Genomic DNA, 22,345 nt, shown 5'->3' on the forward strand with positions numbered 1-22,345 from the left:
ACATGGACCAAGTTTTAACTTCTCTTCCGACCCCGGTTCGGGCAACCACGTCCGACGAACCGGAAGAGATATTGGCCTTCGCGTTGGCCGCATTGCAGGGGGGCGGTAAAATTGCCCTTGCAACACTTGTCGATATTCGAGGAGGGGCCGCCCGCGCGCTCGGCTCTCAGCTTGCAGTCGCCTCGGACGGCAGGTTCTGTGGCTACGTTTCTGGTGGATGCGTCGAGGCGGCAGTTGCCTGCGAGGCGCTTATGGCCCTTGAAGAAGGACGAGATCGTATCGTGAAGTTTGGGAAGGGTTCTCCATTCTTTGACATCGCCTTGCCATGTGGCGGCGGCATCACGATCGCCATCCACGTCCTAAGGGACGGCAGGCTCGTTGATGGCATCCTTAAAAGCTTACAAGCGCGAGAGACAGGAGCGCTCTGCTACTCACCTGATGAGCACCTACTCGACCGGATATGTCCTCCGTCGCAGTCGGGATGGTATGACAAGGATTTCAAAATCTTGTACCGACCTCGTACGAGGATCGCCGTTTCAGGCGGGAACGCTGAAGCACATGCGGTGTCAGCCATTGCGAAGGCTTGCGGCTTTGATGTAATCGAGACGAATGGGAATGAGCAAAATTTACTGGCGGCGATCGACGAGATGACCGCTGTTGTGTTGCTGCACCATGATCTCGACGCCGAGGAGAGAGTTCTTGGTGCCGCTCTTAGGTCCCGCGCCTTCTACGTCGGCGCACTCGGTAGCACCCGTACTCACAAGCGGCGAGAGGAGCGTCTATGCCTCGCGGGCTGGTCTAAAACCGAGATCAACCGCATTAAGGCGCCGATTGGATTTTTCGGTCCGACAAGAGACGCCAGTTCGCTTGCCCTGTCCGTGCTCGCCGATGTCGCGGCAGCGCGTCTCGCGGCGTACGGATGATCGTGGAACGCGGTTCCGCCGTCGCCATTGTCGTTCTGGCGGCGGGCGCGTCGAGTAGAATGGGCGACGGCGGCGCTCACAAGCTGCTGGCTACCTTCAATGGTGTTCCGCTCGTTCGGCGATCTATCATTAACGCATTGGGATGCGATTGTACCGGCGTGTTCGTCGTCACCGGGCACCGACACGGCGAGATAGCCTCGGTGATCCACGACCTGCCGTGCCGGATTATCCGCAACGAGAAGTATCAAACCGGCATTGCTAGCTCGCTGGGAATTGGGGTGTCCGCTGCGGCTCAAACTGAACCAGAGGGCATAATGATCACGCTTGCCGATATGCCTGATCTTTCAACCGAGCATCTGAACGCACTTGTCGCCGCTTTCCGCGAAACTCGCGCAAGTTCCATCGTGCGCGCTGTTAGCCATGGGTTGCCAGGCAACCCGGTCATCTTCCCGCGAATTCTGCACAGCGATCTTCAGCAACTCAAAGGCGACGTTGGTGCATGCTCCCTTGTCCGAAGCGGTGCAGCGCAGGTTATGGACGTTGAAATCGGTGAGGCAGCGTTGCTCGACGTCGATACCGTCGAGCAACTTCTTGCTGCGGGCGGAAAACTTCCCCGCTCCTGATGACCGACTGCAAACAATGGCGATAACACGCGCAATTCATGAATGCGGTTCATGCGGATTGCCTGAGACCCTAATCTTCCTCCAAATTTTGGTAGAGTCCGTCACACTGAGGAGACGGACAGCATGAAGCATTCACGGTTCACGGACGAGCAAATCATCGGGATATTGAAAGAGCAGGAGAACGGCCTGAGGACGGCCGACGTCTGCCGCAAGCACGGAATATCCGAAGCGACTTTTTACAAATACAAATCGAAGTTTGGCGGCACGGAGGTTTCCGATGCCCGCAAGCTGAAGGCTCTGGAAGATGAGAACGCCAAGCTGAAGAAGTTGCTGGCCGAGACCATGCTGGACAATGCCATTTTGAAGGATGTCGCTTCAAAAAAATGGTGACGCCCGATGTGAAGCGGGACGCTGTGGCTCATGTCTGCGAACAGCATGGTGTGAGCCAGCGTCGGGCGTGCGAGGTTTTGTCCGTTGATCGGTCAAGCGTGCGATATCGCAGCGTTCGGCCCGATGACGCTGATATCCGTGAGGCTATGAAGCTGGTGGCATCCGAGCGCCGTCGTTTTGGATATCGGCGCATTCACGTCATGCTGGATCGGCAGGGGATCGTCATGAACCTGAAGAAGCTCCGGCGTCTTTATCGCGAAGAGAAGCTGACCGTCCGCAAACGTGGCGGGCGCAAACGGGCTTTGGGAACGAGACGACCTTTGGCACTACCCTCGCGTCCCAACGAGCGCTGGAGCCTCGACTTCGTCAGCGACGCCTTCACGGATGGTCGTCGCTTTCGGGTCTTGGCCGTTGTCGACGACTTCACCCGCGAATGCCTGGCGCTGGCCGCCGACACGTCGCTCTCAGGTCGGCGGCTTGCGCGGGAACTCGATGCCGTCATCGTGCGCCGAGGAAAGCCACGAACGATTGTTTCCGGATAATGGAACGGAGATGACGAGCATGGCCGTTCTCGAATGGTGCCAAGCCAGCCAGATCGAATGGCATTACATCGCGCCGGGCAAGCCGATGCAGAACGGCTTCGTAGAAAGCTTCAATGGCAGCTTCCGCGACGAATGCCTCAACGAAACACTGTTCTCGTCTGTGACACAGGCGAGGACGGAAATCACCGCATGGAAGGAAGACTTCAACCGAAACAGACCACACTCTTCGCTGGGTAACATCACGCCCAGTGAATTCGCATCGAAAATAGCTCTGGAAAAACTGGCCGCATAAAGCCAGATTGAAACCCCAAGACTCTCCCGAAAACTGGAGGGAAGATGGGTCTCAGGTCAAAGGTTATCGCCGAGCTCTTATGATGCGCGACATACCTTTCGACAGCGCATCGGTTCTCAGAGGAGGGTGGACCATAACGGGAGGCTACAATGCTTTTAAGCAGCTTCAAACGTTGACTTAGCCACCAACGGCCATTTTGCTGTTTTTGCGATCGAACTGCTATGGGGGTCTTGCCGCTGCCGCTGAAGCAAGGCTTTCGATCACCAACGATATTTCGGTGATTGGTTTCGACAATGAATCATACACAGCGGACATGCTCCCACCATTGACGACAATGGAACTTCCGCACGCCGACATGGCGCATTATGCGGTTGAAAAGCTCGCTGAATTAGTGGCAACGCTTCGGTTGAAACGCGAGAACCAAAATGAAGTTCGAATGCGAAATTGTCGAGCGCAAATCAGTAGCCGAGTTTCGGGCGTTACAGCAGTAAACTACGGCTCGCGTTGCGGATCGGAAAAGCCCTGCTCAACTCATAGGTGTGCCTTTAAAAACTTTCGCTCGCTCTGTCGCAGTTTGCACTCTCCCCTTACGCCACTTCGCGTTGAAAGCACGCGCGCCAAGTCTATACTAGTCAGGGCTACTGCCAAGTTCTGAGTGGCTCTCAAACACAAGCCCTCCATCCTCCTGCCGGAACAGATATGCCGTTCCCCGACTGGAGCGTTCCGTTTGATTTTTTAGCCTTCGATAGTGCGCTCTACGCAATCGGTAAAACTCTCCTAATTTTTGGCTTTCCACCTGAATGAAGGAGCGTTGCCTCTCGTCCCGAGATTTAACACCAGCAGCACGGACTGGAGAACCGGATGGTAGAAAAGGAACAACTGCGCGGATCGCTCTTCAAGGCGGCCTACGACCCAGCGTCTGGACGCAGACCTGCATGCCGCCGGGACGATCGGACGTTACCTGTTCCTGGGGCGAAAACCGGATAGCAATGCCACGGCTGCGATGAAGCAAAATAGCAACAGCCAGCCATTTCCCAACGGGGGTGGTGGAACAATTGCGGGCTTGCCATGATTACGCAGCAGACTTCGCCTTCAGCCCTCCACTAAAAACGGCCGCAGATTCCTTCAGCGAAACGGCCTATCAAAGGATTTTGAAATGACGAAAGTTCCCAGATTGTTACTCGCCTGCGTGTCGGTTCTTGCAGCCGCCAGCGCCGCTGCTTCTGCAGACCTCGCTCAGGATCTGTCCGCACCCGTCCAGCCTGTCGTTGTTGAAACCAGCGGGGGCTTCTATCTCGGCACCATCAACAGTCTAACGTTCATCGACAACACGCGGTTTGCTACTGCGGGGGCGCGCGTTAGTACGGATTACGATGTAGGATATTACAGCGCACTACGCGCAGGCTACAGCTTCGGCGACGTGGGCTATGTCTCGCCGCGGCTTGAACTCGAAGTCGGTTACGGCAACTCCTCCGTAGATCACCACCGCGTTAACGGTGCGGACGTCGGCTCGACGGATTCCTTCGGTGACGCGACAACAATCCAGGGATACGTTAACGGGTACCTCGACATTCCGTTGGGCAGTCCTGAGCAGGGCGGCTTCTTCAGTGCTGTCACCCCTTATGTCGGGGGCGGCGTCGGTTTTATGAATCTTGAACTTGGCCGTCAGGGCGTATCCGGAACGGGCGTTGTGATCGATGACGATGATACGCAATTTGCCTACCATCTCGATGCAGGAGTCGGCATCGACCTGCAAGGCCTCGGTCTATTTTCCGACGTCTCATTATTCAACGATACCACGCTGGACATCGGCTATCGGTACACGGCGGCCGACGACTTCAGCGTGCAGGCGCGGGATGGCACGAACCGGAGCACGGATTTCTCCAGCCATGCCGTGATGTTCGGCTTTCGCAAACAGTTTTGACTTTTGCCAGAGGCAAACCTTCGATTGTATTTGTCTTGATTGGAACAGGCGTCGACTACTTTGACTGTTCCAATCCGCACATTCGCTGGTTCGTCTTGGTTTAAGGCCTGGGATTAGCGCCGAGAAGTCAGCCTCCCTTACCTAGCCCGGTCTCGTTGGCGTCCGCATCGGCCCCCTCCGAACGTTGTCCCGACGTGAAGCGGTCATCAAGTTCTTTATGGCTCGGCCGCTGTTGTACGCTACCGCGCTCACCTCAAAGTAATCTTCAACGGGCACTTCGTGCTGCCCGGTGAGTACTGGCACAGTGACACATATGAAAATCACAACGGCCGCTGGATGGTTGTGTGGTCTCAGGCCACGGCCATCAGCCGCTAGCTTGCTTTGCAAACGTCTACGGACTGATTCAGTGCTCGTTGGATGTTGCAACCACAGCTATCAGCGGTTCCATCCTTTGGACGATCCTCACCTATCAACGCCATTGGACGGAACATCTGAACCTTTCCACAGTTGAGTCAATATATAGGCGTGGAAACAGAGTTTGGAGGAAAAGCGATGAAACAGGAAACACCGAAAGCGGGCCCAGCCGGAACTACTGACCAATCGCCTCGCTGGGAAGGACCTGAAGAAACCCGCCCGCCCGGGTATCTTCCGTCCGTCGATGATCCTGAGACGGATCGCGACGCGGCAGGAGAGAACTTGAAAGATCCCAATCGCTCCAAAATGACCGACGCTGGGAAAACGAAGGGAGACAGGTGATGAAAGGGCCTGCCGAGGAGGATAAGCTTCTGTAAAGACAATCCACGATGACCAAACACCGGCACCCTGTCCCTGAAGGACTTATACGTTCGATTACGGCCACATCGATGACAAAGCCTGGCATCGAAGTCGCCAGGCTTTCCGCTTTTTACCGCAAAATTGGAACGGTCGAGGGTGCTAGGGCCGTTGACAAGGCTGGAAGCCTTGCGCAACCGAGCGGCTGCGACCTTTGCGTCGAAAGGACATGACGCGTTCGCAGCTATGCGTGGCCACCTCAAAGTCGATAATGACCGGACAGTCATACATAGTCTTTGGAACAGATAAAACTGGAACGGCAGCATGGTAGACGCCTCTCCCGAAGCCGTAGATAAACGACGTGCACGACGTGCCGAGCGTCGGCAAAAGCAACGTGATGCCAACATCGGCCGTGCCAACAAGATGAGTCTTGTCAGGCTTGCCGCTCGTCACGGCGAAGTGGTTTCAGACGGCCAAGCGGCGTTGTCGGGCCGGACACATATAGGCTGTTCGGGCTGGTACTACTGGCACTGGAAGGGGCATTTCTATCCCGCCGAAACGCCCTCAAACCAAATGTTCGACATTTATCAATCTAACTTCAAGACCGTAGAACTCAATGCGCCATTTTACTCTTGGCCGACCATCGCTGCCGTCAAGACTTGGGTGCGGCAAGCGGCGCCAGACTTTGTCTATACCGTCAAGGTTTGTGAACTCATTACCCATGTAAAGCGCTTCGAGGAAACTGAAACTTTGGTGGAGGACTTCGGCTATATCGCCGATCTGCTCGGTCAACAAATGGGATGCTTCCTTTTCCAACTGCCGCCTAGCATTCGGTATAGCGCCGAGACTTTGCATCGCATTCTGTCGCAACTTGACCCCTTACGTCGGAACGTGGTCGAGTTTCGACACAAGAGCTGGTGGAATGAGGAGGTTTTCAATGCGTTCAAAGCTGCCGGAGCAATCTTCTGTTCCTGCAGTGGCCCACGATTGCCTGACGAACTGGTCCGGACCGCTGGTGATATCTACGTACGTTTTCACGGAACAAAGCAGTGGTATCGCCATGACTATAGCGACGACGAGCTGCTGATCTGGGCCAATCGGATCCGCGAGAGCGGTGCCCAGACAACCTGGGTATATTTCAACAACGACCGTGACGGCCACTCCATAAAAAATGCAAAGCGATTGGCAGAGCTCCTGGAGAGGTAATAAGCGACCAGTCATTGCAAGGGACCAAAGCGTCACGGATTATCGTGTCGGTATGAGCCACGCTTCATCATACCCTCGGCGAAGAATTCCTGTGTAAGGTGCTGTGAGAAATCCACCCCCTCAACGACGTACAGATCTTCTTTGTAAGTTCGCGCCAAAGCGCGGATCCGCGCTGGGGCGGGGTTGGCACACAATGTACATGCTGTCCCTAATTGTCGTTAGATTTTCGAGCGTTGATCGATACTCGATCACTTTTTTAGCATGTGGCGCTGCACTTCAACGAACTTAAAACAAACGCATCAGATCTTGATTGCCGCTGCGCGCCGCCGGAAAGTGTGTTGGCCGGCCCCGATGGTTTGTAGACGCAATTTTGCGCCTCGCGAACTCATCAGTCGAACGACTTCAGCTTGATTGCGGCTGCGTTCGCCTCATCCATAGATGCATCCAATGTCGCCTAGAGGATGCGGAGTTCGGCCCTAAAGCGAGGTCCGAGTTGCTGTTTTTTCCATTTACCCAACCTATGCTGCCATTCGGCAACCTCTACAATCAGCTTACGGGACCGCTCTAAGGTTTCAGGATTGACCACTCTTGCATCACGCTCGGCATTTTCGCCAGTTCCACCAATTCGACGGTGCTACTAACCATGTCGGGAGAGCAGTTCTCACCGTTTCCACCTCAAAAACGACGGCATCATTGGCCGGATAATTTGTCATTTGAAGTCCTAATGCTAAAATAGGAGGTTGCGCTTCCGTCTTTAGCTACACACTTTAATAACCCTTAGGATGCCCGGTGCAGGTATCCGCCGGGACACGTCAATCGGATCGCACAGCCCGGAACTTTCGAACTCTTGAGTGAGATCCGCACGTCTTGTCCGAACACCATCGCCGATGGCCGTTGCGAGAGTGGTCGAGAAACAGCCACCCACAGTTCGGACCCTGACACGCGCGGACGGGGCGCCGGTCTCGTCGTGATGTCAGCAACTCGGCGGCCAACCATCCGATGCGCTCGGCTATGGCGTTCAACTTCTCTGCCGAGGCGTACCGCCACTCGATGATCCCCGCCAAGTCCGTCAAAGTCCGTTGTGATTGAGCCCAATTTGTCATGTCGGTGACAAGCCGCAGATCTTTCTGCGCGATTGGGCTCTCGTCCGATTCTGACATGAATATGCGGCATAATGCTTCTCGAAACTCCTTCGCTTCATTCAGGCTATCCTGGGCCTCGGGGGGCGATTGGGCCGCCTTTGACAGCAAAGCGGCGCACTCCTCGTCGTCAATCAGGCCGACACGCCGTGCCCACGTCACCAGATCGCTGTAGCTGTTCAAAAACTCCGGACCACAGCGCTCCCCCCGGCTATCGACCGTATTGACGTAGTCGAGTGCCGGATGGCCGCCGAGAAGCTTGATGTCGCCGATGGTCTTTTGATTTGTCATCATTTCAATATCGGATCACGGAACGAATTCGGCAAGAGCGGGTTGTAACGGTCTATAGATACTTTATCCGTTACATCGATCGGAAATCCTATGTCTGCCGGCTTGAACAAAAACCAGCTTCGTTTTCTGATTCTGTGCGTAATTTGGGGAAGCACCTGGATTGGTACCAAGGCCGGCATCGAGGTCGTACCGCCTTTGCTCTTTGCCGGAACACGCTTTACCGCGGCAGGAGTGTTGCTTCTTCTGTATGCTGCGACGAGAGGAGAGACGGCCGGCTTCAAGGTCCGGGACGGCGGTCGTTTTATGGCGGTCAGCATCTTGATGATCACCCTTTGCTACGGCCCCCTGTTCTGGGGCATGCAGTATATCGACACCGGGACCGCTGCGGTCCTGGAAATGTCGCTGACACCGATCGCTCTACTGTGCTTCGCTCTCCTGCTGCGCGAAGAAAAACTGGACGCGAGGAGGGTTTTGGCGATCACGCTCGGTGTTTCCGGACTGCTCGTCCTATTCTGGCCAACGGGCGCAGACGGAAATGTTTCGAAGCCGGAAGCCTTCGTGGGTGCGAGCCTTTACGGCGGCCTCGCGGTTGCATCAGCGGCATTCACCTATGGATATGGCTCGGTGCTGGCCAGACCTCTGTTGCGAACCTATCCAGCGTCATTAGTCGCCGGTTTCACCACTCTGGTCGGAGGCATCGCCTTGCTCATCGCGGCTTTGCTATTTGAGCCAGGAGCCCTCTCCGCCCTGTCGGGCAACTGGGGCATGATCGCCTGGGGCGGCTGGTTCTTCCTTGTCGTCTTCGGGTCGCTGATCGGCTACACGACCTATATGCGCCTGCTCAGGGATATCGGCGCGTCGCGTGCCGGCAGTTATGCTTTCATATCGCCGGTCATCGCCGTCGCGCTCGGCGCACTCTTGTTTTCCGAACAGGTCACTGTGTTCGACATAATTGGCATCATCGTCATGCTCAGCGGCGCCTATCTTGCCATGGTGGAACCACCGGCGACGGAACACGCGGCGCTCGAGACGTAAGTTCAAACGCAAATGAGGAAAGGCCAGAGCATGGAATTCCTCAAGGCGACCCAGCAACACGACGACATCCTAATTGAGCACTGTCTGGCTGTGTGGGATAGCTACGCCACTCCTGCTGCTCACTTCAATGTCGATCCCAAGGGGAAGTCCGCCAATTCGTCAGTGAAGGGCGAGATCACCGTGAGCTGGCGACGTTCCTTGCGATGGACGGCAACACCGCGGCAGGCTTTGTGTCCCGCCAAGTGCATATGTTACCTTATCCCACGTGCTCAAACAGGCAGTTCACTAGCATGGTTACATCTGGAGCGTCTTCGTCGAGCCGAACTCCGGCGCCAAGGGATATCGCGGCAATTGACACAGCTTGCCGTCGATTACCCTCGGTTGATTGGTTGTACGGCAGTCGTGTTACATGCCTCGAATGCCGGCGAGCCGGCTTATGCGTCTCTCGGATTCAAGCCGGCCAAGGAAATGAGGCTTACGTTCAGCTAGCCGCTATTCCTCGTTACCGTGGTGTGCACTCGGGAGAGACTGCTAAACTCATGCCCGAGGGAAGTGTCAAAGGGCAAGGCTATCTGGAAATGACCGGATATGAGTGACGCTCAAAAGAGCGCTCTTTCTCTCCTAACTCCGGGTCGGAATTGGCTGAATGTGAAATACGACAGATGAGCCGCTCGGTTTCAGCTCAAAGTTATATTTCGTCAAACCCGTATAATATGGAACATTACCTCTTAGCTCCGGTTTGATACGCAATCAAATCGGAGATTTATAATGTTTTTCGAGAATTTCTCGCGCACAGCGCCTTTGGCGATGGCTCTGCTCATCTCATTGGCATCAGCATCCTCGGCTTTGGCGCAAGAGATGGCCAAGCCAACCACGGAAATGCAGGCGGTTCTCGACAAGCTTGGCGCACTGGAGGCAAAGCCGTTTTCGACGCTGTCCGTGCCCGAGGCACGGACCCAGGCCAGCCCGGCTGATGCCGCCCATGCCGTCCAGTGGGACAAGCGGATTTCGTCCAATCCGGAAGCACAGGTGACGACGAAGGACATCGCCATTCCGACCGAGGCCGGGACGCTCGCGGCCCGTGTCTATATCCCTGGCGGCGCGGGACCGTTCCCGGTTGTGGTTTACTATCATGGCGGCGGCTGGGTCGTGGCCGACATCAACATCTATGACGGTGCACCGCGCGCGCTGTCGCTTGGTACCAATGCCATCGTTGTTTCGGTTGAATACAGGCACGCACCAGAACACAAGTTTCCGGCAGCGCATGACGACGCCTGGGCCGCATACAAAATCGTAATAGAAAACATTCACGAATTGAACGGCAATTCCAATAAGATTGCGGTTGCCGGCGAAAGCGCTGGCGGCAATCTGGCCGCCAATGTCGCGCTGATGGCCAAGGACATGAAGACCTAGCAGCCTGTCCACCAGCTTCTGGTCTATCCCGTTGCCGGCAATGACATGAACACGCCGTCCTACAAGGAAAACGCCGACGCCAAGCCGCTCAGCAAGGCCGACATGGAATGGTTCGTGAAGAATACGGTCTCAACCATGGATGAGACCAAGGATCCACGAATCAACCTCAACGGTCGATCTGATCTGGCCGGTGTCACGCCCGCCACCGTCATCTTGGCACAGATCGATCCGTTGCGCTCCGACGGTGAAATCTATGCCGGCAAACTGAAGGATGCCGGCGTCGCGGTGGACCTGAAGACGTTCAACGGCGTCACTCACGAATTTTTCGGCATGGGAAAGGTCGTTCCGGAGGCCAAGCAGGCGCTTGATCTCGCCGTCGCTGACCTCACCGCCGCCTTTGCCAAAACCCAGTAAGGAGAGCCCCATGAACAAGATGATATCCGCCTCGCTCCTATCGCTCTTCCTCATGACCACGCCGAGCCTGGCCGCCATGCCGGCGAGTGCCGACAAGGCAGACGCTCCGATGAATGTCGACAAGGCCTCCTTCGTCAAGGTCGTCACTAGCTCGAACGTTTTCGAAATCGAGTCCAGCAAGCTGGCCGAGCAGAAGGCTAAAGACGCCGATGTCAAGGAATTCGCGGCCGTGATGATTAAGGATCACACCATGGCGGCAGAAGAGTTGAAAAAGGCCGCCAAGCTGGACGATGCGCCGCCCAAGCTGTCGCCCAAACATGCCGCCATGCTGGACCTTCTGAAGGGCGCGTCCGAACAGGATTTCCAGCCGCTCTATATCGAGATGCAGACGACAGCGCATATGGAGGCGGTCACGCTTTTTGCCATCTATGCCAAGGGCGGTGACGACGAGGCCGTGAAAGCGTTTGCCGCAGAAACACTGCCAAAGTTGGAAACTCACAAGATGCATGTGATGCACCTGGTTGCTGCTCACTGATACGACAACCCGCAACGAAGCCCGGTCGATGAGACCGAACTTTTCCTTTTATTCCAATGGTCCGGGAGGTCCCATGAACATCCGTTTGTCCGCGCTTCTAGTGTCTGTCTCCGCCTTCGCCTTGTCGCTGCCTTCGATGTCTTCTGCACAGGTCAAAGGAGAGGTTGGCCGCGCCTCCGATGTCGTCATCCAGGGATCGATCCTGGAGCCGGAAAAACGTCAGATGAAGGACGACGCCAAGCTCACGGCGCTGATCAAAGCGCCTGAAGGCTTCAAGGTCGAGGTTTTCGCTCGCGACCTCATCAATCCGCGCATGCTGGCGGTCTCTGACAAGGGCATTGTCTACGCTACCCGCCGGTCTGTCGGTGATGTAATCATGCTCAAGGATGACGACGGCGACGGCAAGGCGGATGGCACTGTTACGGTTGCAAGCCGCTCCGGTATGCATGGCATTGTATTCGACGGGAATACGGTCTTCCTGGTGACGATCCACGATGTCTACACCGCCGATGTCAAGGAAGACGGTACGTTCGGTCCGCTCAAGCGTATCATTAACGACCTGCCCGATGCCGGACAGCATGCCAACCGGACGCTTGGCATTGGCCCCGACGGCATGCTCTACATCGGCTCGGGCAGCACCTGCAACGAATGCCAGGACGACAATCCGGAAAACGCTACGGTCCTGCGGGCAAGCAAGGACGGGGCATCGCGATCAATCTTCGCCAGCGGCCTGCGCAACACCATCGGTTTCGACTGGGAACCTACCACCGGCGCTCTCTACGGAATGGACCATGGCATCGACTGGCTCGGCGACAAAGTGCAGGTCGAAGAATTGAACAGGATCGAGCAGGGCAAGAAATATGGCTGGCCCTATGTCTATGGCATGCGCGGACTCAATCCACGCATGGATCCGCCCGAGGGGATTACGTTGGAAGACTGGGCCAAGCAATCGACTGAACCGGTCCTCGGATACACTGCCCACAGCGCGCCGATGCAGATGGCTTTCTATGATGGCAAGGCCTTTCCGGCGGATTATCAGGGCGATGCCTTCATCGCCATGCGTGGATCCTGGAACCGCCGTCCGCCAAGCGGCTACGAGATCGTCCGGGTCAACTTTGAAAACGGCAAACCTGTTGCATTCGAAAAGTTTCTCGAAGGCTTTTTGCTTCAGCAGGAAAACGGCAAATACGGTTATCTCGGACGCCTGACTGGTGTGGCCGTCGGCAAGGACGGGTCACTATTCGTCGCGGATGACAGCAACGGTACGATCTACAAAGTCTCCTACGGTGCCAGCGCAACGACACAAACCGCGGAGGCTGGCACGATTCCCAATGTCGTAAACGAGATGCCGGCATCCAAGATTGCGATCGATCTGGTCGAACCCAAAGGAAGCGATGCCATCGCCGTGACATCTGCTTTCGAAAAGGACGGCCCGATCCCCCTGCAATATGCGGCAGACGGCGACAACGCGTCGCCGCCGCTCCAATTGAGTGGTGCGCCGGACGGCACAAAGTCGTTCGTTATCATTTCTGACGATCCCGACGCCGCGAAGCCGAAACCATTTACGCACTGGGTAGCCTATGACGTCCCCGCGGCAACCACAAGGCTACGTGAAGGCATTCCCGGCGGACCGGTCCTGCAGGAGCCTAAGGACATGAAGCAAGGCGCCAACAGCATGGGCTCGCTTGGATACACCGGTCCTAAGCCACCGGTCGGCGATCCCGCTCATCATTATCATTTCCAGGTGTTCGCGCTCGATGTCAAAACGCTTGGCTTGGAGCCGGGTGCCAAGCGTGATGCCGTTCTCAAGGCCATGGATGGCCATGTGCTTGCCGAGGGCCAGATCGTCGGCATTTTCGAACGCAAGATGGCTTCGAAATAGGAGAACGTCGATATGAAAGCACTCACCTGGCACGGCAAGCACGACATCCGCTGCGAAAGCGTTCCCGATCCACAAATCGAGGAAGGACGCGATGCTATTATCAGGTGACGGCATGCGCGATCTGCGGTTCCGATCTCCATCTCTACAACGGCATCATGCCCGACATGCACAGCGGTGACATCATGGGCCACGAAACCATGGGCGAAGTTGTGGAAGTCGGCAAGGACAACAAGAAGCTCAAGGTTGGCGACAGGGTCGTCGTGCCCTTCACGATCGCCTGCGGCGACTGCTTCTTCTGCAAACGGGGCTTTTTCTCAGGCTGCGAACGGTCCAATCCGAAGCCCGAAAAAGTCAAGAAGATGTGGGGGAACTCGCCGGCTGGCCTGTTTGGATACACCCATCTGTTGGGCGGATTCAGCGGCGGTCAGGCCGAATATCTGCGCGTGCCCTATGCCGATGTCGGACCGATCAAGGTTCCCGACGGGCTGAGCGACGAGCAGGTGCTTTTCCTGTCCGACATTTTTCCGACGGGCTATATGGCGGCCGACTTCTGTAACATCCAGCCGGGCGATACGATCGCCATCTGGGGCTGCGGGCCTGTGGGGCAGATGGCGATCAAGTCCGCGTTCATTCTCGGAGCCGAACGAGTGATCGCGATCGACACAGTCCCCGAGCGGCTTGCGCTTGCCGAGACGTCGGGAGCCCTCGTCCTCGACTATATGGACAAGGACATCTACGACCGGATCATGGAACTAACCAACGGACGCGGGGCGGATGCCTGCATCGACGCGGTCGGTACCGAATCCGATCCCGCCGCGAGTTGGGACGCCCGTCTTGATCGCATCAAGGTCGCGACCTTCATGGGCACTGACCGGCCGCATGTGCTGCGCCAGGCGATCCACTGCTGCCGCAACTTCGGGACAGTCTCGATCGTCGGGGTTTACGGCGGGTTCCTCGACAAGATTCCGATGGGGTCGGCGATCAACCGGGGCCTGACATTCAGGATGGCCCAAACCCCCGTCCAACACTATCTGCCAATCCTGATGGAGCGCATCCAGAACGGCCAGATCGATCCGTCCTTCATTATTACCCATACCGGCAGTCTTGAAGACGGGCCGGACCTCTACAAGACGTTCCTCGACAAAAGGGACGGCTGCATCAAGGTCGTTCTCAAACCATAAGAAATTTGGAAATGATCATGGGAAGCGCACAAAACCAGCTCGCCGTCGTTACGGGGGCGTCTTCGGACATCGGTCTGGAACTTGCAAAGATCGCGGCTGAACAGGGCTTTGACCTCGTTATCGCCGCCGATGAAGACGACATTGACGTTGCCGCAGACATTTTGCGTTCAATCGGCGTCTCCGTCGACGCAATGGAGGTTGATCTTGCCACCAAGGAGGGCGCTGCCAACTTCGCGCGTTTCGTCGCCGACAAGGGACAGCCGGTCGATATCCTGTTGGCCAACGCCGGCAGAGGGCTTGGCAAGGGCTTTCTCGACCAGGATCTCGACGAAGCACTGCATGTTGTCAATACCAACGTAACGGGAACTGTCGCGCTCATCCATGCGGTCGGCAACGATATGCGCGCGCGTGGCTCAGGCAAAATCCTCATCACGGGATCGATCGCAGGGTTCGTTCCTGGCACCTATCAGGCGATTTACAACGGGACGAAGGCATTCCTGAACTCCTTCTCGTTTGCCTTGCGGCATGAGCTGAAAGACTCCGGTGTCACCGTGACCTGCCTGATGCCGGGGCCAACAGAAACCAAGTTCTTTGAACGGGCCCACATGCTCGACACCGAAGTGGGTCAGTGGGAAAAAGACGATCCGGCCGATGTCGCCAAGGTCGGGTTCGACGCCTTGATGAAGAACGAGGGCGATATCGTCGCTGGCTGGAAGAACAAGCTCCAGACAGTCATGGCTGACGTGACACCGGCTGGAATCCTGGCCGAACAGCACGCCAAGATGGCGGCGCCGGGAACCGCTAAGACCTGACATCTTAAACACGAAACACGACAATGAAAATTTTTGTTGGTACGGTCTTCATCGAAATTTGCTGACCAGTTGCCAATCGCTAAGGACGGCAGACGTCAGCACTAGCGCTTCCGCAGTGCAAGGCGCAGCGCACAGCTCCATGGCCTGCGGCGGCGGGGCAGACCAACACTTAGCGCATCTATCTGGTGTCTGGATTTTCATCTGCCCTATATTACGTCACGCCCAATAGTGGCGGCGCCGTGTTGAAACGTCGGCAGAGTAGGAGGGACTATGAACAAGATCGCAGGAACAAGGCGCAGGCGAGGTCTGTCACCACGTGGTGATTTCGAGGAGTCCAAGATGTTCGCGGCCGCTGACAGCGACGAAAAGCGGCAAAAGAAATCCGAAGTCCTCAAAGCTCTGCGATTATCGTGACGGGCTCCCAACCAACCCGCCCGGATTGCGCGATAATGGATGCGGCACGCCGATAGTTCGCACCGCTTATACCTTGACCTCGTGAGAACGAACCAGTTTTCGCCCCACCGCTACTTCCACTCATGGAGTGAGTTCGCGATGATCTCGGAGATGTCCTGACAAAAAAAGGCCGCATCTGAGGGGCCTTTTCGAGCAATGATCGAACTCCTCAAACGCCTTGAGGCTTTATAGATGGCACCGATTGCCGACCCCCGTCATGGTATTCATAGTCATCCGGAGGAATGTTGCCATTCGGTGTGAGTTCATCGACTGCCTTGGGCAGATCGCGGCGCAGCCGGCTGAGAATTTCCTCCCGCGACAAACCCGTTCTTGCGGATAGATCGTCAAGGACTTCCGGTCCCAATGCCTCCGATAGCTGGGTATCGTCGATCTCGGCGTTCGGTCCGGTTTCGACCCAAGACTTGGCCGTCTCGCCGTGGCCGTTCTGCTGGAACTGTTTCAGGAGGTCGCCGAGGCCACCTCCCAGCACGCTTCCGGTGGAAGCGCCGCCAAGGAGGCCGCTAAGACCTCCAAGCCCGCCCGCGCCGCCGCCTGTCAGGCCACCGAGCAGGCCGCCAAGCCCGCCCGATTGCTCGCCAGGAGTACCGTCGCCTTGGGGCTGTTGAAGACCCCGCAGTAGTTCGCCAATCTTGTCCCTGTTCTGGAACCCTGCTACCGCCAGGACTGCAAGTAGTGCCTTTAATGCGCTGCTGGCCATTTCAAGTCCTCCTATTGCGTCAAGGGGATTAACCCTCTGCCTTCTGGTTGACCACTGACGTGGCGATGGCGGTGAGAGCCAGGTCGGTGGCCTGTTCCTCATCAAGCGTCGTTTGAAGAAGACCGGCTGCGTCGTTTAAGCCAAGCTCAAGTGCCCAGGTCCGCAAAGTCCCGTAGCGCGACATTTCGTAGTGTTCGACTGCCTGGGCGGCGGCGAGAAGCCCAGCGTCAAGCGCAGGCGAGCCTTCATACTCTCCCATGATTTCGGCACCTTCGTTGGTGATGCCAAGAATGGCGTCGCAGGTCTTCTCTTCAGGTTCTTCGCCGATGATTTCGAATACCTGTTCAAGTCGTTCGACGTGAAGTTTGGTTTCGGCCAGGTGTTTCATGAAGGCATCCTTGAGCTGAAGGCTCTTTGCCGCTTCGTGCATCTTAGGGAGCGTTTCGACGATCTTGTTTTCGGCGAAATACACATCCTTGAGCGTGTCGAGGAAAAGCTCGTCGAGTGTTTTGACTTCGGCCATGGGAGTTTCCAATCCAAAAAATGGCCACCGGACGATTCCGGTGGCCTGAAGTGTCAGACAGTACGGCGGGTCGCCGTTTCAGCGACGATGACACCGCTACGTTTCGTCCCGGTCACGCCGCCGAACCACGATGCAATCGCACCGAGGACCAGGGCAATGAAGCCGAGGATTGCTCCTGCAGAGACCGCAGCGGTCGCCGCCTGGGCGGCGTCAACGGCCTGCTGCTTGGCGGCGGCAATGTTCTCGCGATAAGTCTTTTCGTAGCCGTCGACCTCGGCGCGCGCCTGAGCGACAGGAATGTTTTTCGCCTTCGCAACGGCGTCAGCGGCGCGGACGCGGGCATCTTCGGCGGTTGCCTCGTCACCTGTTACGACAGCTTGAACAGCGGTGATCGCAGCATTCTGGAGTGCCTGTGGATCGTTGCCAGTCGAGTTGCGGATCTGCTGTTCAATGCCAGCCATGGGATTCGCCGAGTTGGCTACCGAAGGAGCGGCGGCCGTGACAGCCGTTGCCGCTGTCTGACCCACGCCACCGACGACGCTTGACAGTCCACTGAAGGCTCCGCCGATCAGAGCGCCGACCGAGGTGGTCAGCAGGTAGAGAACGACAAGCGTCGTAACAGCCCATGAGGTGAGGCCATGGTAACCTCCGGTCGAGTTGCTTGGCCGGCCGGAAAGCCGACTTGCGATGTAGCCGCCGATATAAGCCGACACGAGGCCAGCGACGACAAACCAGACGCCGCCGGCGATGGAAAATGTGCTTGCATCGGGATTGTCCGAGGTTGCTGGATCAAGGACTGCCGCTCCGATCCCGACCCCGAGGAGGTTCAACAGGAACTGCACCGCAAGCGCGACGGCAACACCCGCAAAGATCGAGCCCCAAGAGATTTTGTTGAGAGCCGCGGTTGCGGTTGGGCTTCCATAGGCAGTGTCATGATTGAGGCTGGTGGAAGTGGGTATGGTCATTGTGTGGTTCCTGCTTGTTGGTCACGCTTTCGTGAGTGGTGGTGAAACTCACCGGAGCCGCACAAGTTCCTCTCGCCGACGCGAGGTTTTTGTGACGTGAACGAAAGCGTATTTACCGCTCGGATTAGCTCAGCGGAAGCACCTTGCTTTATGTGAGCTTCTCAGCGATGGAACTTGGAAATCCCCAAGGCATTGAAGGCCAGGCCCCTGGACGACCTTATGGTGAACGTCGACAGCGGCTACATGCTGGGGGTTCATGAAACGGCCCTAAACATGCTGGTTCCTAGGATTTGTGGCTCGACCACGTCTATATCCTGGCGACGAGTAAGGATGTCTGGAATAGCCCTGCGCAGGAGAAGGGACGCAATTGGGCGCCGCCGAAAAGTCCTATGGAACCCTGGGCGCAGTTATGGACAAAAGTTTCGAGGAGCAACTGGAGGATTTCGAGAAAGCGGGCGCGACTGTCCGGCGTCTCAGAACCGAGGAGGTGGTGCAGTTTGAAATCGCGACGAAGTATAAAGACGTTCAGAACACCTGGGGAAGACCAGAGGACGCCGGGTTTAAAAGACGCCGCTGCCGTCATCGCAGAAGTTACGTCAATCATGATATTTTTCGTGGGATGACCACGCCGGCGGCGCTCCGGAACCGCTGCGACGTCCTTGTTGTACGCGCGCCAATGAAAACATCAGCATGCCATATGACTCGCGTCGCGACGGCACTCGCTAGTTGACTTCGCCGAAGAGAGATTGCATTCGCTCAACGGCGAAGCATCACACATCTGACATGGACCGCACCTTTTGGGCGCTGGCCAATCCCACCCGGTGCGGCGTCCTGCAGCGCCTGATGACGAACCTGGGCTTTCGGTCTTCGAGCTCGCCCGTCCTTTAGGACGCCAATTTTTAAATCATATCGAAGGTAAAACTCCCGGTCTCACATTGCGCTCGTGGTAGAGCATTTTCCAGTGCACGACATCGCGGGTGTTGTTCAAAGCGACCAAAAACCAACCGAGATGGACGGCGCCAACCGACAGCTTGATGGTCGTCACGGTTATACCAGAGAATTGCTGGAGCAGACACCTGGCTTCGTGATCGGGGACTTCAGATCCATCGACTTCGTAGACATAAGTTTCTTCGTCACCTGCCGTCAGGCTAGATAAAACTTCTGTCAATTGTCCATCGCTCACCAGTGCTGGTAGCGTCCGGGTGTCTCCTCCATATGCCTGAACGCGATGATAATCCCAGCCAAACGCCGGAGGCGGGGAATTGGCATCGGTGGATTTGGTGTACTGGCGAAGAGATACCGTTGATGTGCCCTTGGCAATATCGCCGATCATGGTGACAACTTTCGTCCACTCCACCACGCGTTCAAACATATGTCAGTCTCCATTGTTCCGATGATGCCTGTTTACTCATGAAGCAGGGTTTGGCAACTGGCGGTGAATGCAGAGGTGGCTCGGAATAACTGCAACGCCTAATGTAGAGCGCGGAGGCGGAGAATGTCGAAGCGCACATGAATGCCCGCGACAAATGATCGAATACTTGGGCAGCCCCATTTCAGATTTTCCATTTAATGCATCCTATGCGGCAGTCTAAAGCTCGTGGCTGGGTCCATATCTTAAAAATGAGCGCCGGCGGAGCCTCGAAAACGCGGCTGATCACGAGTTCACGGTCAGATGCGTCCTTCGGATCAGTTACCGCGGTCATTGGTTCCTCCCTTCTGAAGGTCTCTCAAATAATCCTCAATGCGATCGAGGCGCTCATCCCAGAGCTGACGGTATTGGCCGAGCCAATCGTCGACGTCCTTGAGCCGAGGACCTTCAATGCGGCACGGGCCGGCTCTCATTCCGAGTAGGAAAGCGTTTCTACGAGCCGCTGCAATGCCGGCGGTAGTGAACCGGCGTCGGTAATGTGCGCCTTAAGCCCGCTTTTGTCAGAATGGCCGTCTTGATACCAGTGGATCAATCCGACTGCCACGTCCTGAGCCGCCTTGTCATTGATGTCTACCGAATTTTCCACGCACCACGCCTCCAGAAAGGTCTGCAAGAGAGCTAGGTCTTCAGGCGCAAGGAACTGGCTGGACGTCACAGTGGAGTGCATGGTGAACCCTTTCCGTCTTACACAGGAAATCATTTTTGATCGACTGCGATGCAGGGTCCGGCAGCGCATGATTGATCCAATATCGTTTAAAGCTTGCGCTAAGCTTGGAAACGGTATCATCGGTAGCGATAAGAGTTCTTCTCGATACCTACTGCGATCCAGATCAGATGGCCTCAGGAGGGCGTGCATCATGGACAGCATCAAGAGCGAGAAGAGCCGCAACGTCAATCGGCGCGGAATGTTGACCCCTTATCGGCGTCCAATATTCACCCCCCTGTAGACGATCAGCGCTTGGCCTGCCCGGCGCTGGCCAATATTGCCAGCATCGAATTGCCGCCCGTGTGCGAAAGCCTGACGGTATGGCTTCCACACAAGACGCCGGCTGAACTCGCCATAATTGGAGTTCAACCAGAGACAATTGGGGAACGCGAATTCTATCCCCGCGTCGTCCTCGGTCAATATTTTCAGGCAGAGCTGACGGCACTTCTTGCCAAGGCGGTCGCGCGAGGTCATGTCGTCGATGTAAAAGGCAACCATCGGGTTTCCGATGTCAAACTGCGTGAGCGGGATATAAGCGTCGAGGTGATCAGCTCGGACGGGTCAACAGCAAGCCAAGGTGTTCGATCACGTGGTCATGGCGACTGGTCATGATTGGCCAAAAAAGACGGAGACGAAACCCGGTTTCTTCATCTCGCCGTGGCCAGCAGTAAATCTGGAGACGATAGAGGACGTTTCAGTTGGTGTTCTTGGGACATCGCTTAGCGGGATCGACGCAGTTGTCTCCGTCGCAACGTCACATGGTTCGTTTCTGTTGGATGAGACAGGAGCCATGCAATATCACACGGCGTCGGACGCCGATTTTCATATCACAATGATGTCTCGAAAAGGCCTGCTCCCAGAGGCTGACTTCTATTGTCCAATCCCTTACGAGCCATTGGCCATTTATTCGAACGGAACTTGAAGAACTTGCCGGCCAGAGACGACTTGAGCGTAATGGTCTGTCCCGTCGTTAGGTTATGTGGGACTCGGTGCTTGTTAGTTTCAACCGAATGATGGCCAAGGGACCGGTCTCGAGGTGTAAGGTCGGGAGGAAACATTGAGGCCTGAGGGCTGCCAATGGCAACGAAAAACAGGAAGCCCTAAAAATAGCTATCAGCCGCTGCAAGTAGAAAATTTCGTTGCCTTTCCATTTCGACACCCTCCGTCCTTGCCTTTCCCGACACCTCTGCACTTGGGTGTCCATGATCGTCGCAAGCGACGAGTCGAGGAGAAATCGGATTTCTCAGTGCCTAAGAAGGTTGGCGAATTCGTGCGGGTCGCAGACAACCATTGTCGACACCATAGAGCAGCGCGATGAAGTCCCTGCCGATGGCCGTCGAAGCTACGGCTAGATCGGTTGCGAGTTACAGTCGGCGCAGTAGTGGCACTACAACTGGGTGGGAGGTCCGCTTCCTTTAAGGCGTCAGTTGGTGCATCGTGACGGCATGGCGCGCCGGTTATCAGCGCAAGGATAAGTCAAGCGCGGATGCTTACAGGAAAAACCAACTGAAAGCTTGTTCCAGGATACGTCGGATGCCATTCTGGCGACGCTCCCAATTGCTGACTAAGAGATCGGATCAGCTTAATGCCTAGGCTTTTATGTGAACCAGCATCGAAATCCGCAGGCATCCCGCGACCTCGGTCGGCGATAGTGAGCCGTAAAGCGCCATTCTCTTGCTCAGAAATGCTGAGAACAATTGGGCCGGCTGCGCCATCATACGCGTATTTGAAGGCATTAGTCATGACCTCGTTTACGAGCAATCCCAACGTAATAGCCTGATCGGTGGCGACTAAGATGCTCGGCGCTTCACCTGATATTTCGGGACAGGCAACGGCGGTCGCGAATTGATCGCATAAATCAGCAACAAACTCCTTGAGATTTATCGTTCGTACGTCGCTCTGACGCCAAAGCTGGTCATGTATCGCAGCGATCGTGTCGACCCGGTGCCCAGCATCCGCAAGCGCCTGTCTGACTTCCTGGCTTGTTGTGGTTCGTGCCTGCATCGACAAGAGCCCTCCAACCGCTGCAAGGGAGTTTTTTACGCGGTGGCTTATTTCCTGCGTAAGGACCGCCTGATGATCAAGCGCTATGCGTAGCCGCGCCTCGCTCTCTCGCATCTCGCTTTCCCGCCCGCCTCTTTGGATCGCCATTCCAAGAAGATTGGCGATACCCTCCAT

General features: G+C 56.3%; 20 protein-coding genes and 3 pseudogenes. 16 read left to right on the forward strand and 7 right to left on the reverse strand.

All coding sequences use genetic code 11. The features are described 5' to 3' along the window. The first annotated feature begins 2 nt into the window (after positions 1-2). The 7 genes and pseudogenes from ACP7E6_RS28080 (at position 3) to ACP7E6_RS28110 (ending at position 6,671) form a co-directional block, all read left to right on the forward strand. Entirely contained in the window at positions 3-923 is a 921-nt protein-coding gene (locus tag ACP7E6_RS28080; protein ID WP_426233274.1) for an XdhC family protein, read from the forward strand. Beyond that, positions 920-1,546: a nucleotidyltransferase family protein gene (locus tag ACP7E6_RS28085; protein ID WP_426233276.1), complete on the forward strand. Its 627-nt coding sequence runs from the start codon at positions 920-922 to the stop codon at positions 1,544-1,546. The genes ACP7E6_RS28080 and ACP7E6_RS28085 overlap by 4 nt, the downstream gene beginning before the upstream one ends. A 123-nt stretch (positions 1,547-1,669) precedes the next feature. Then, positions 1,670-2,770, forward strand: a pseudogene (locus tag ACP7E6_RS28090) (IS3 family transposase). Positions 2,771-2,975: 205 nt separating this feature from the next. After that, positions 2,976-3,425 carry a substrate-binding domain-containing protein gene (locus ACP7E6_RS28095; RefSeq protein WP_426233309.1) on the forward strand — a complete coding sequence of 150 codons (450 nt, stop codon included), beginning with the start codon at positions 2,976-2,978 and terminating at the stop codon, positions 3,423-3,425. A 501-nt stretch (positions 3,426-3,926) separates the two neighbouring features. Further along, positions 3,927-4,694 carry an outer membrane protein gene (locus ACP7E6_RS28100; RefSeq protein ID WP_426233278.1) on the forward strand — a complete coding sequence of 256 codons (768 nt, stop codon included), beginning with the start codon at positions 3,927-3,929 and terminating at the stop codon, positions 4,692-4,694. Positions 4,695-5,246: 552 nt separating this feature from the next. Continuing rightward, on the forward strand, positions 5,247-5,450 hold the full coding sequence (locus ACP7E6_RS28105) for a hypothetical protein (RefSeq protein WP_426233280.1): 204 nt from the start codon (positions 5,247-5,249) through the stop codon (positions 5,448-5,450). A 339-nt stretch (positions 5,451-5,789) separates the two neighbouring features. After that, the gene (locus ACP7E6_RS28110) at positions 5,790-6,671 is read left to right on the forward strand and encodes a DUF72 domain-containing protein (protein WP_426233282.1); all 882 of its coding nucleotides are present in this window, start codon (positions 5,790-5,792) and stop codon (positions 6,669-6,671) included. Between the two features lie 812 nt (positions 6,672-7,483). Here ACP7E6_RS28110 and ACP7E6_RS28115 read toward each other — a convergent pair. After that, positions 7,484-8,104: a CGNR zinc finger domain-containing protein gene (locus tag ACP7E6_RS28115; protein WP_426233284.1), complete on the reverse strand. Its 621-nt coding sequence runs from the start codon at positions 8,102-8,104 to the stop codon at positions 7,484-7,486. Between the two features lie 87 nt (positions 8,105-8,191). On the opposite strand from ACP7E6_RS28115, the gene ACP7E6_RS28120 reads away from it, so the two are divergent. The 7 genes and pseudogenes from ACP7E6_RS28120 to ACP7E6_RS28150 all read left to right on the forward strand — a co-directional run bounded on the left by ACP7E6_RS28120 (position 8,192) and on the right by ACP7E6_RS28150 (position 15,373). Continuing rightward, positions 8,192-9,136: a DMT family transporter gene (locus tag ACP7E6_RS28120; protein WP_426233286.1), complete on the forward strand. Its 945-nt coding sequence runs from the start codon at positions 8,192-8,194 to the stop codon at positions 9,134-9,136. Positions 9,137-9,166: 30 nt separating this feature from the next. After that, positions 9,167-9,625, forward strand: coding sequence for a GNAT family N-acetyltransferase (locus tag ACP7E6_RS28125; protein WP_426233288.1), 459 nt, complete (start codon positions 9,167-9,169; stop codon positions 9,623-9,625). Between the two features lie 390 nt (positions 9,626-10,015). Continuing rightward, a pseudogene (locus tag ACP7E6_RS28130) lies at positions 10,016-10,963 on the forward strand (alpha/beta hydrolase). Between the two features lie 10 nt (positions 10,964-10,973). Then, positions 10,974-11,498, forward strand: a complete 525-nt coding sequence (locus ACP7E6_RS28135; RefSeq protein WP_426233290.1) for a DUF4142 domain-containing protein — start codon at positions 10,974-10,976, stop codon at positions 11,496-11,498. Positions 11,499-11,571: 73 nt separating this feature from the next. Next, entirely contained in the window at positions 11,572-13,380 is a 1,809-nt protein-coding gene (locus ACP7E6_RS28140; RefSeq protein ID WP_426233292.1) for a YbhB/YbcL family Raf kinase inhibitor-like protein, read from the forward strand. Positions 13,381-13,392: 12 nt separating this feature from the next. Further along, positions 13,393-14,561 (forward strand): annotated as a pseudogene (locus ACP7E6_RS28145) (zinc-dependent alcohol dehydrogenase). 11 nt (positions 14,562-14,572) lie between these two features. Continuing rightward, complete coding sequence (locus ACP7E6_RS28150; RefSeq protein WP_426233294.1) at positions 14,573-15,373, forward strand: SDR family NAD(P)-dependent oxidoreductase; 801 nt, start codon at positions 14,573-14,575, stop codon at positions 15,371-15,373. A 622-nt stretch (positions 15,374-15,995) separates the two neighbouring features. Here the strand turns inward: ACP7E6_RS28150 and ACP7E6_RS28155 are convergent. Genes ACP7E6_RS28155 through ACP7E6_RS28165 form a run of 3 tightly spaced genes read right to left on the reverse strand, consistent with a single transcriptional unit; the run spans position 15,996 to position 18,032 of the window. After that, the gene (locus ACP7E6_RS28155) at positions 15,996-16,544 is read right to left on the reverse strand and encodes a YidB family protein (protein ID WP_426233296.1); all 549 of its coding nucleotides are present in this window, start codon (positions 16,542-16,544) and stop codon (positions 15,996-15,998) included. A 28-nt stretch (positions 16,545-16,572) separates the two neighbouring features. Continuing rightward, the gene (locus ACP7E6_RS28160) at positions 16,573-17,067 is read right to left on the reverse strand and encodes a ferritin-like domain-containing protein (RefSeq protein WP_426233298.1); all 495 of its coding nucleotides are present in this window, start codon (positions 17,065-17,067) and stop codon (positions 16,573-16,575) included. A gap of 53 nt (positions 17,068-17,120) precedes the next feature. After that, positions 17,121-18,032, reverse strand: a complete 912-nt coding sequence (locus tag ACP7E6_RS28165; protein ID WP_426233300.1) for a PhnA-like protein — start codon at positions 18,030-18,032, stop codon at positions 17,121-17,123. A gap of 367 nt (positions 18,033-18,399) precedes the next feature. On the opposite strand from ACP7E6_RS28165, the gene ACP7E6_RS28170 reads away from it, so the two are divergent. Further along, complete coding sequence (locus tag ACP7E6_RS28170) at positions 18,400-18,762, forward strand: hypothetical protein (RefSeq protein WP_426233302.1); 363 nt, start codon at positions 18,400-18,402, stop codon at positions 18,760-18,762. A gap of 174 nt (positions 18,763-18,936) precedes the next feature. Here ACP7E6_RS28170 and ACP7E6_RS28175 read toward each other — a convergent pair whose 3' ends face one another. Together ACP7E6_RS28175 and ACP7E6_RS28180 are read right to left on the reverse strand one after the other, a co-directional pair. Next, positions 18,937-19,404: a hypothetical protein gene (locus tag ACP7E6_RS28175; RefSeq protein ID WP_426233303.1), complete on the reverse strand. Its 468-nt coding sequence runs from the start codon at positions 19,402-19,404 to the stop codon at positions 18,937-18,939. A gap of 466 nt (positions 19,405-19,870) precedes the next feature. Next, positions 19,871-20,128, reverse strand: coding sequence for a hypothetical protein (locus tag ACP7E6_RS28180; RefSeq protein ID WP_113317474.1), 258 nt, complete (start codon positions 20,126-20,128; stop codon positions 19,871-19,873). A 183-nt stretch (positions 20,129-20,311) separates the two neighbouring features. Between ACP7E6_RS28180 and ACP7E6_RS28185 the strand changes: the two genes are divergently transcribed. After that, positions 20,312-20,779 (forward strand): FAD/NAD(P)-binding protein, encoded by a 468-nt coding sequence (locus ACP7E6_RS28185; protein WP_426233305.1) that lies wholly within the window; start codon positions 20,312-20,314, stop codon positions 20,777-20,779. A gap of 864 nt (positions 20,780-21,643) precedes the next feature. On the opposite strand, the gene ACP7E6_RS28190 is transcribed toward ACP7E6_RS28185, so the two are convergent. Next, positions 21,644-22,345 (reverse strand): sensor histidine kinase (locus ACP7E6_RS28190; RefSeq protein ID WP_426233307.1); only part of this gene is annotated, 702 nt, incomplete at its 5' end.

The sequence above is a fragment of the Pararhizobium sp. DWP3-4 genome, from assembly GCF_049898205.1.
Classification (GTDB): Bacteria; Pseudomonadota; Alphaproteobacteria; order Rhizobiales; family Rhizobiaceae; genus Pararhizobium.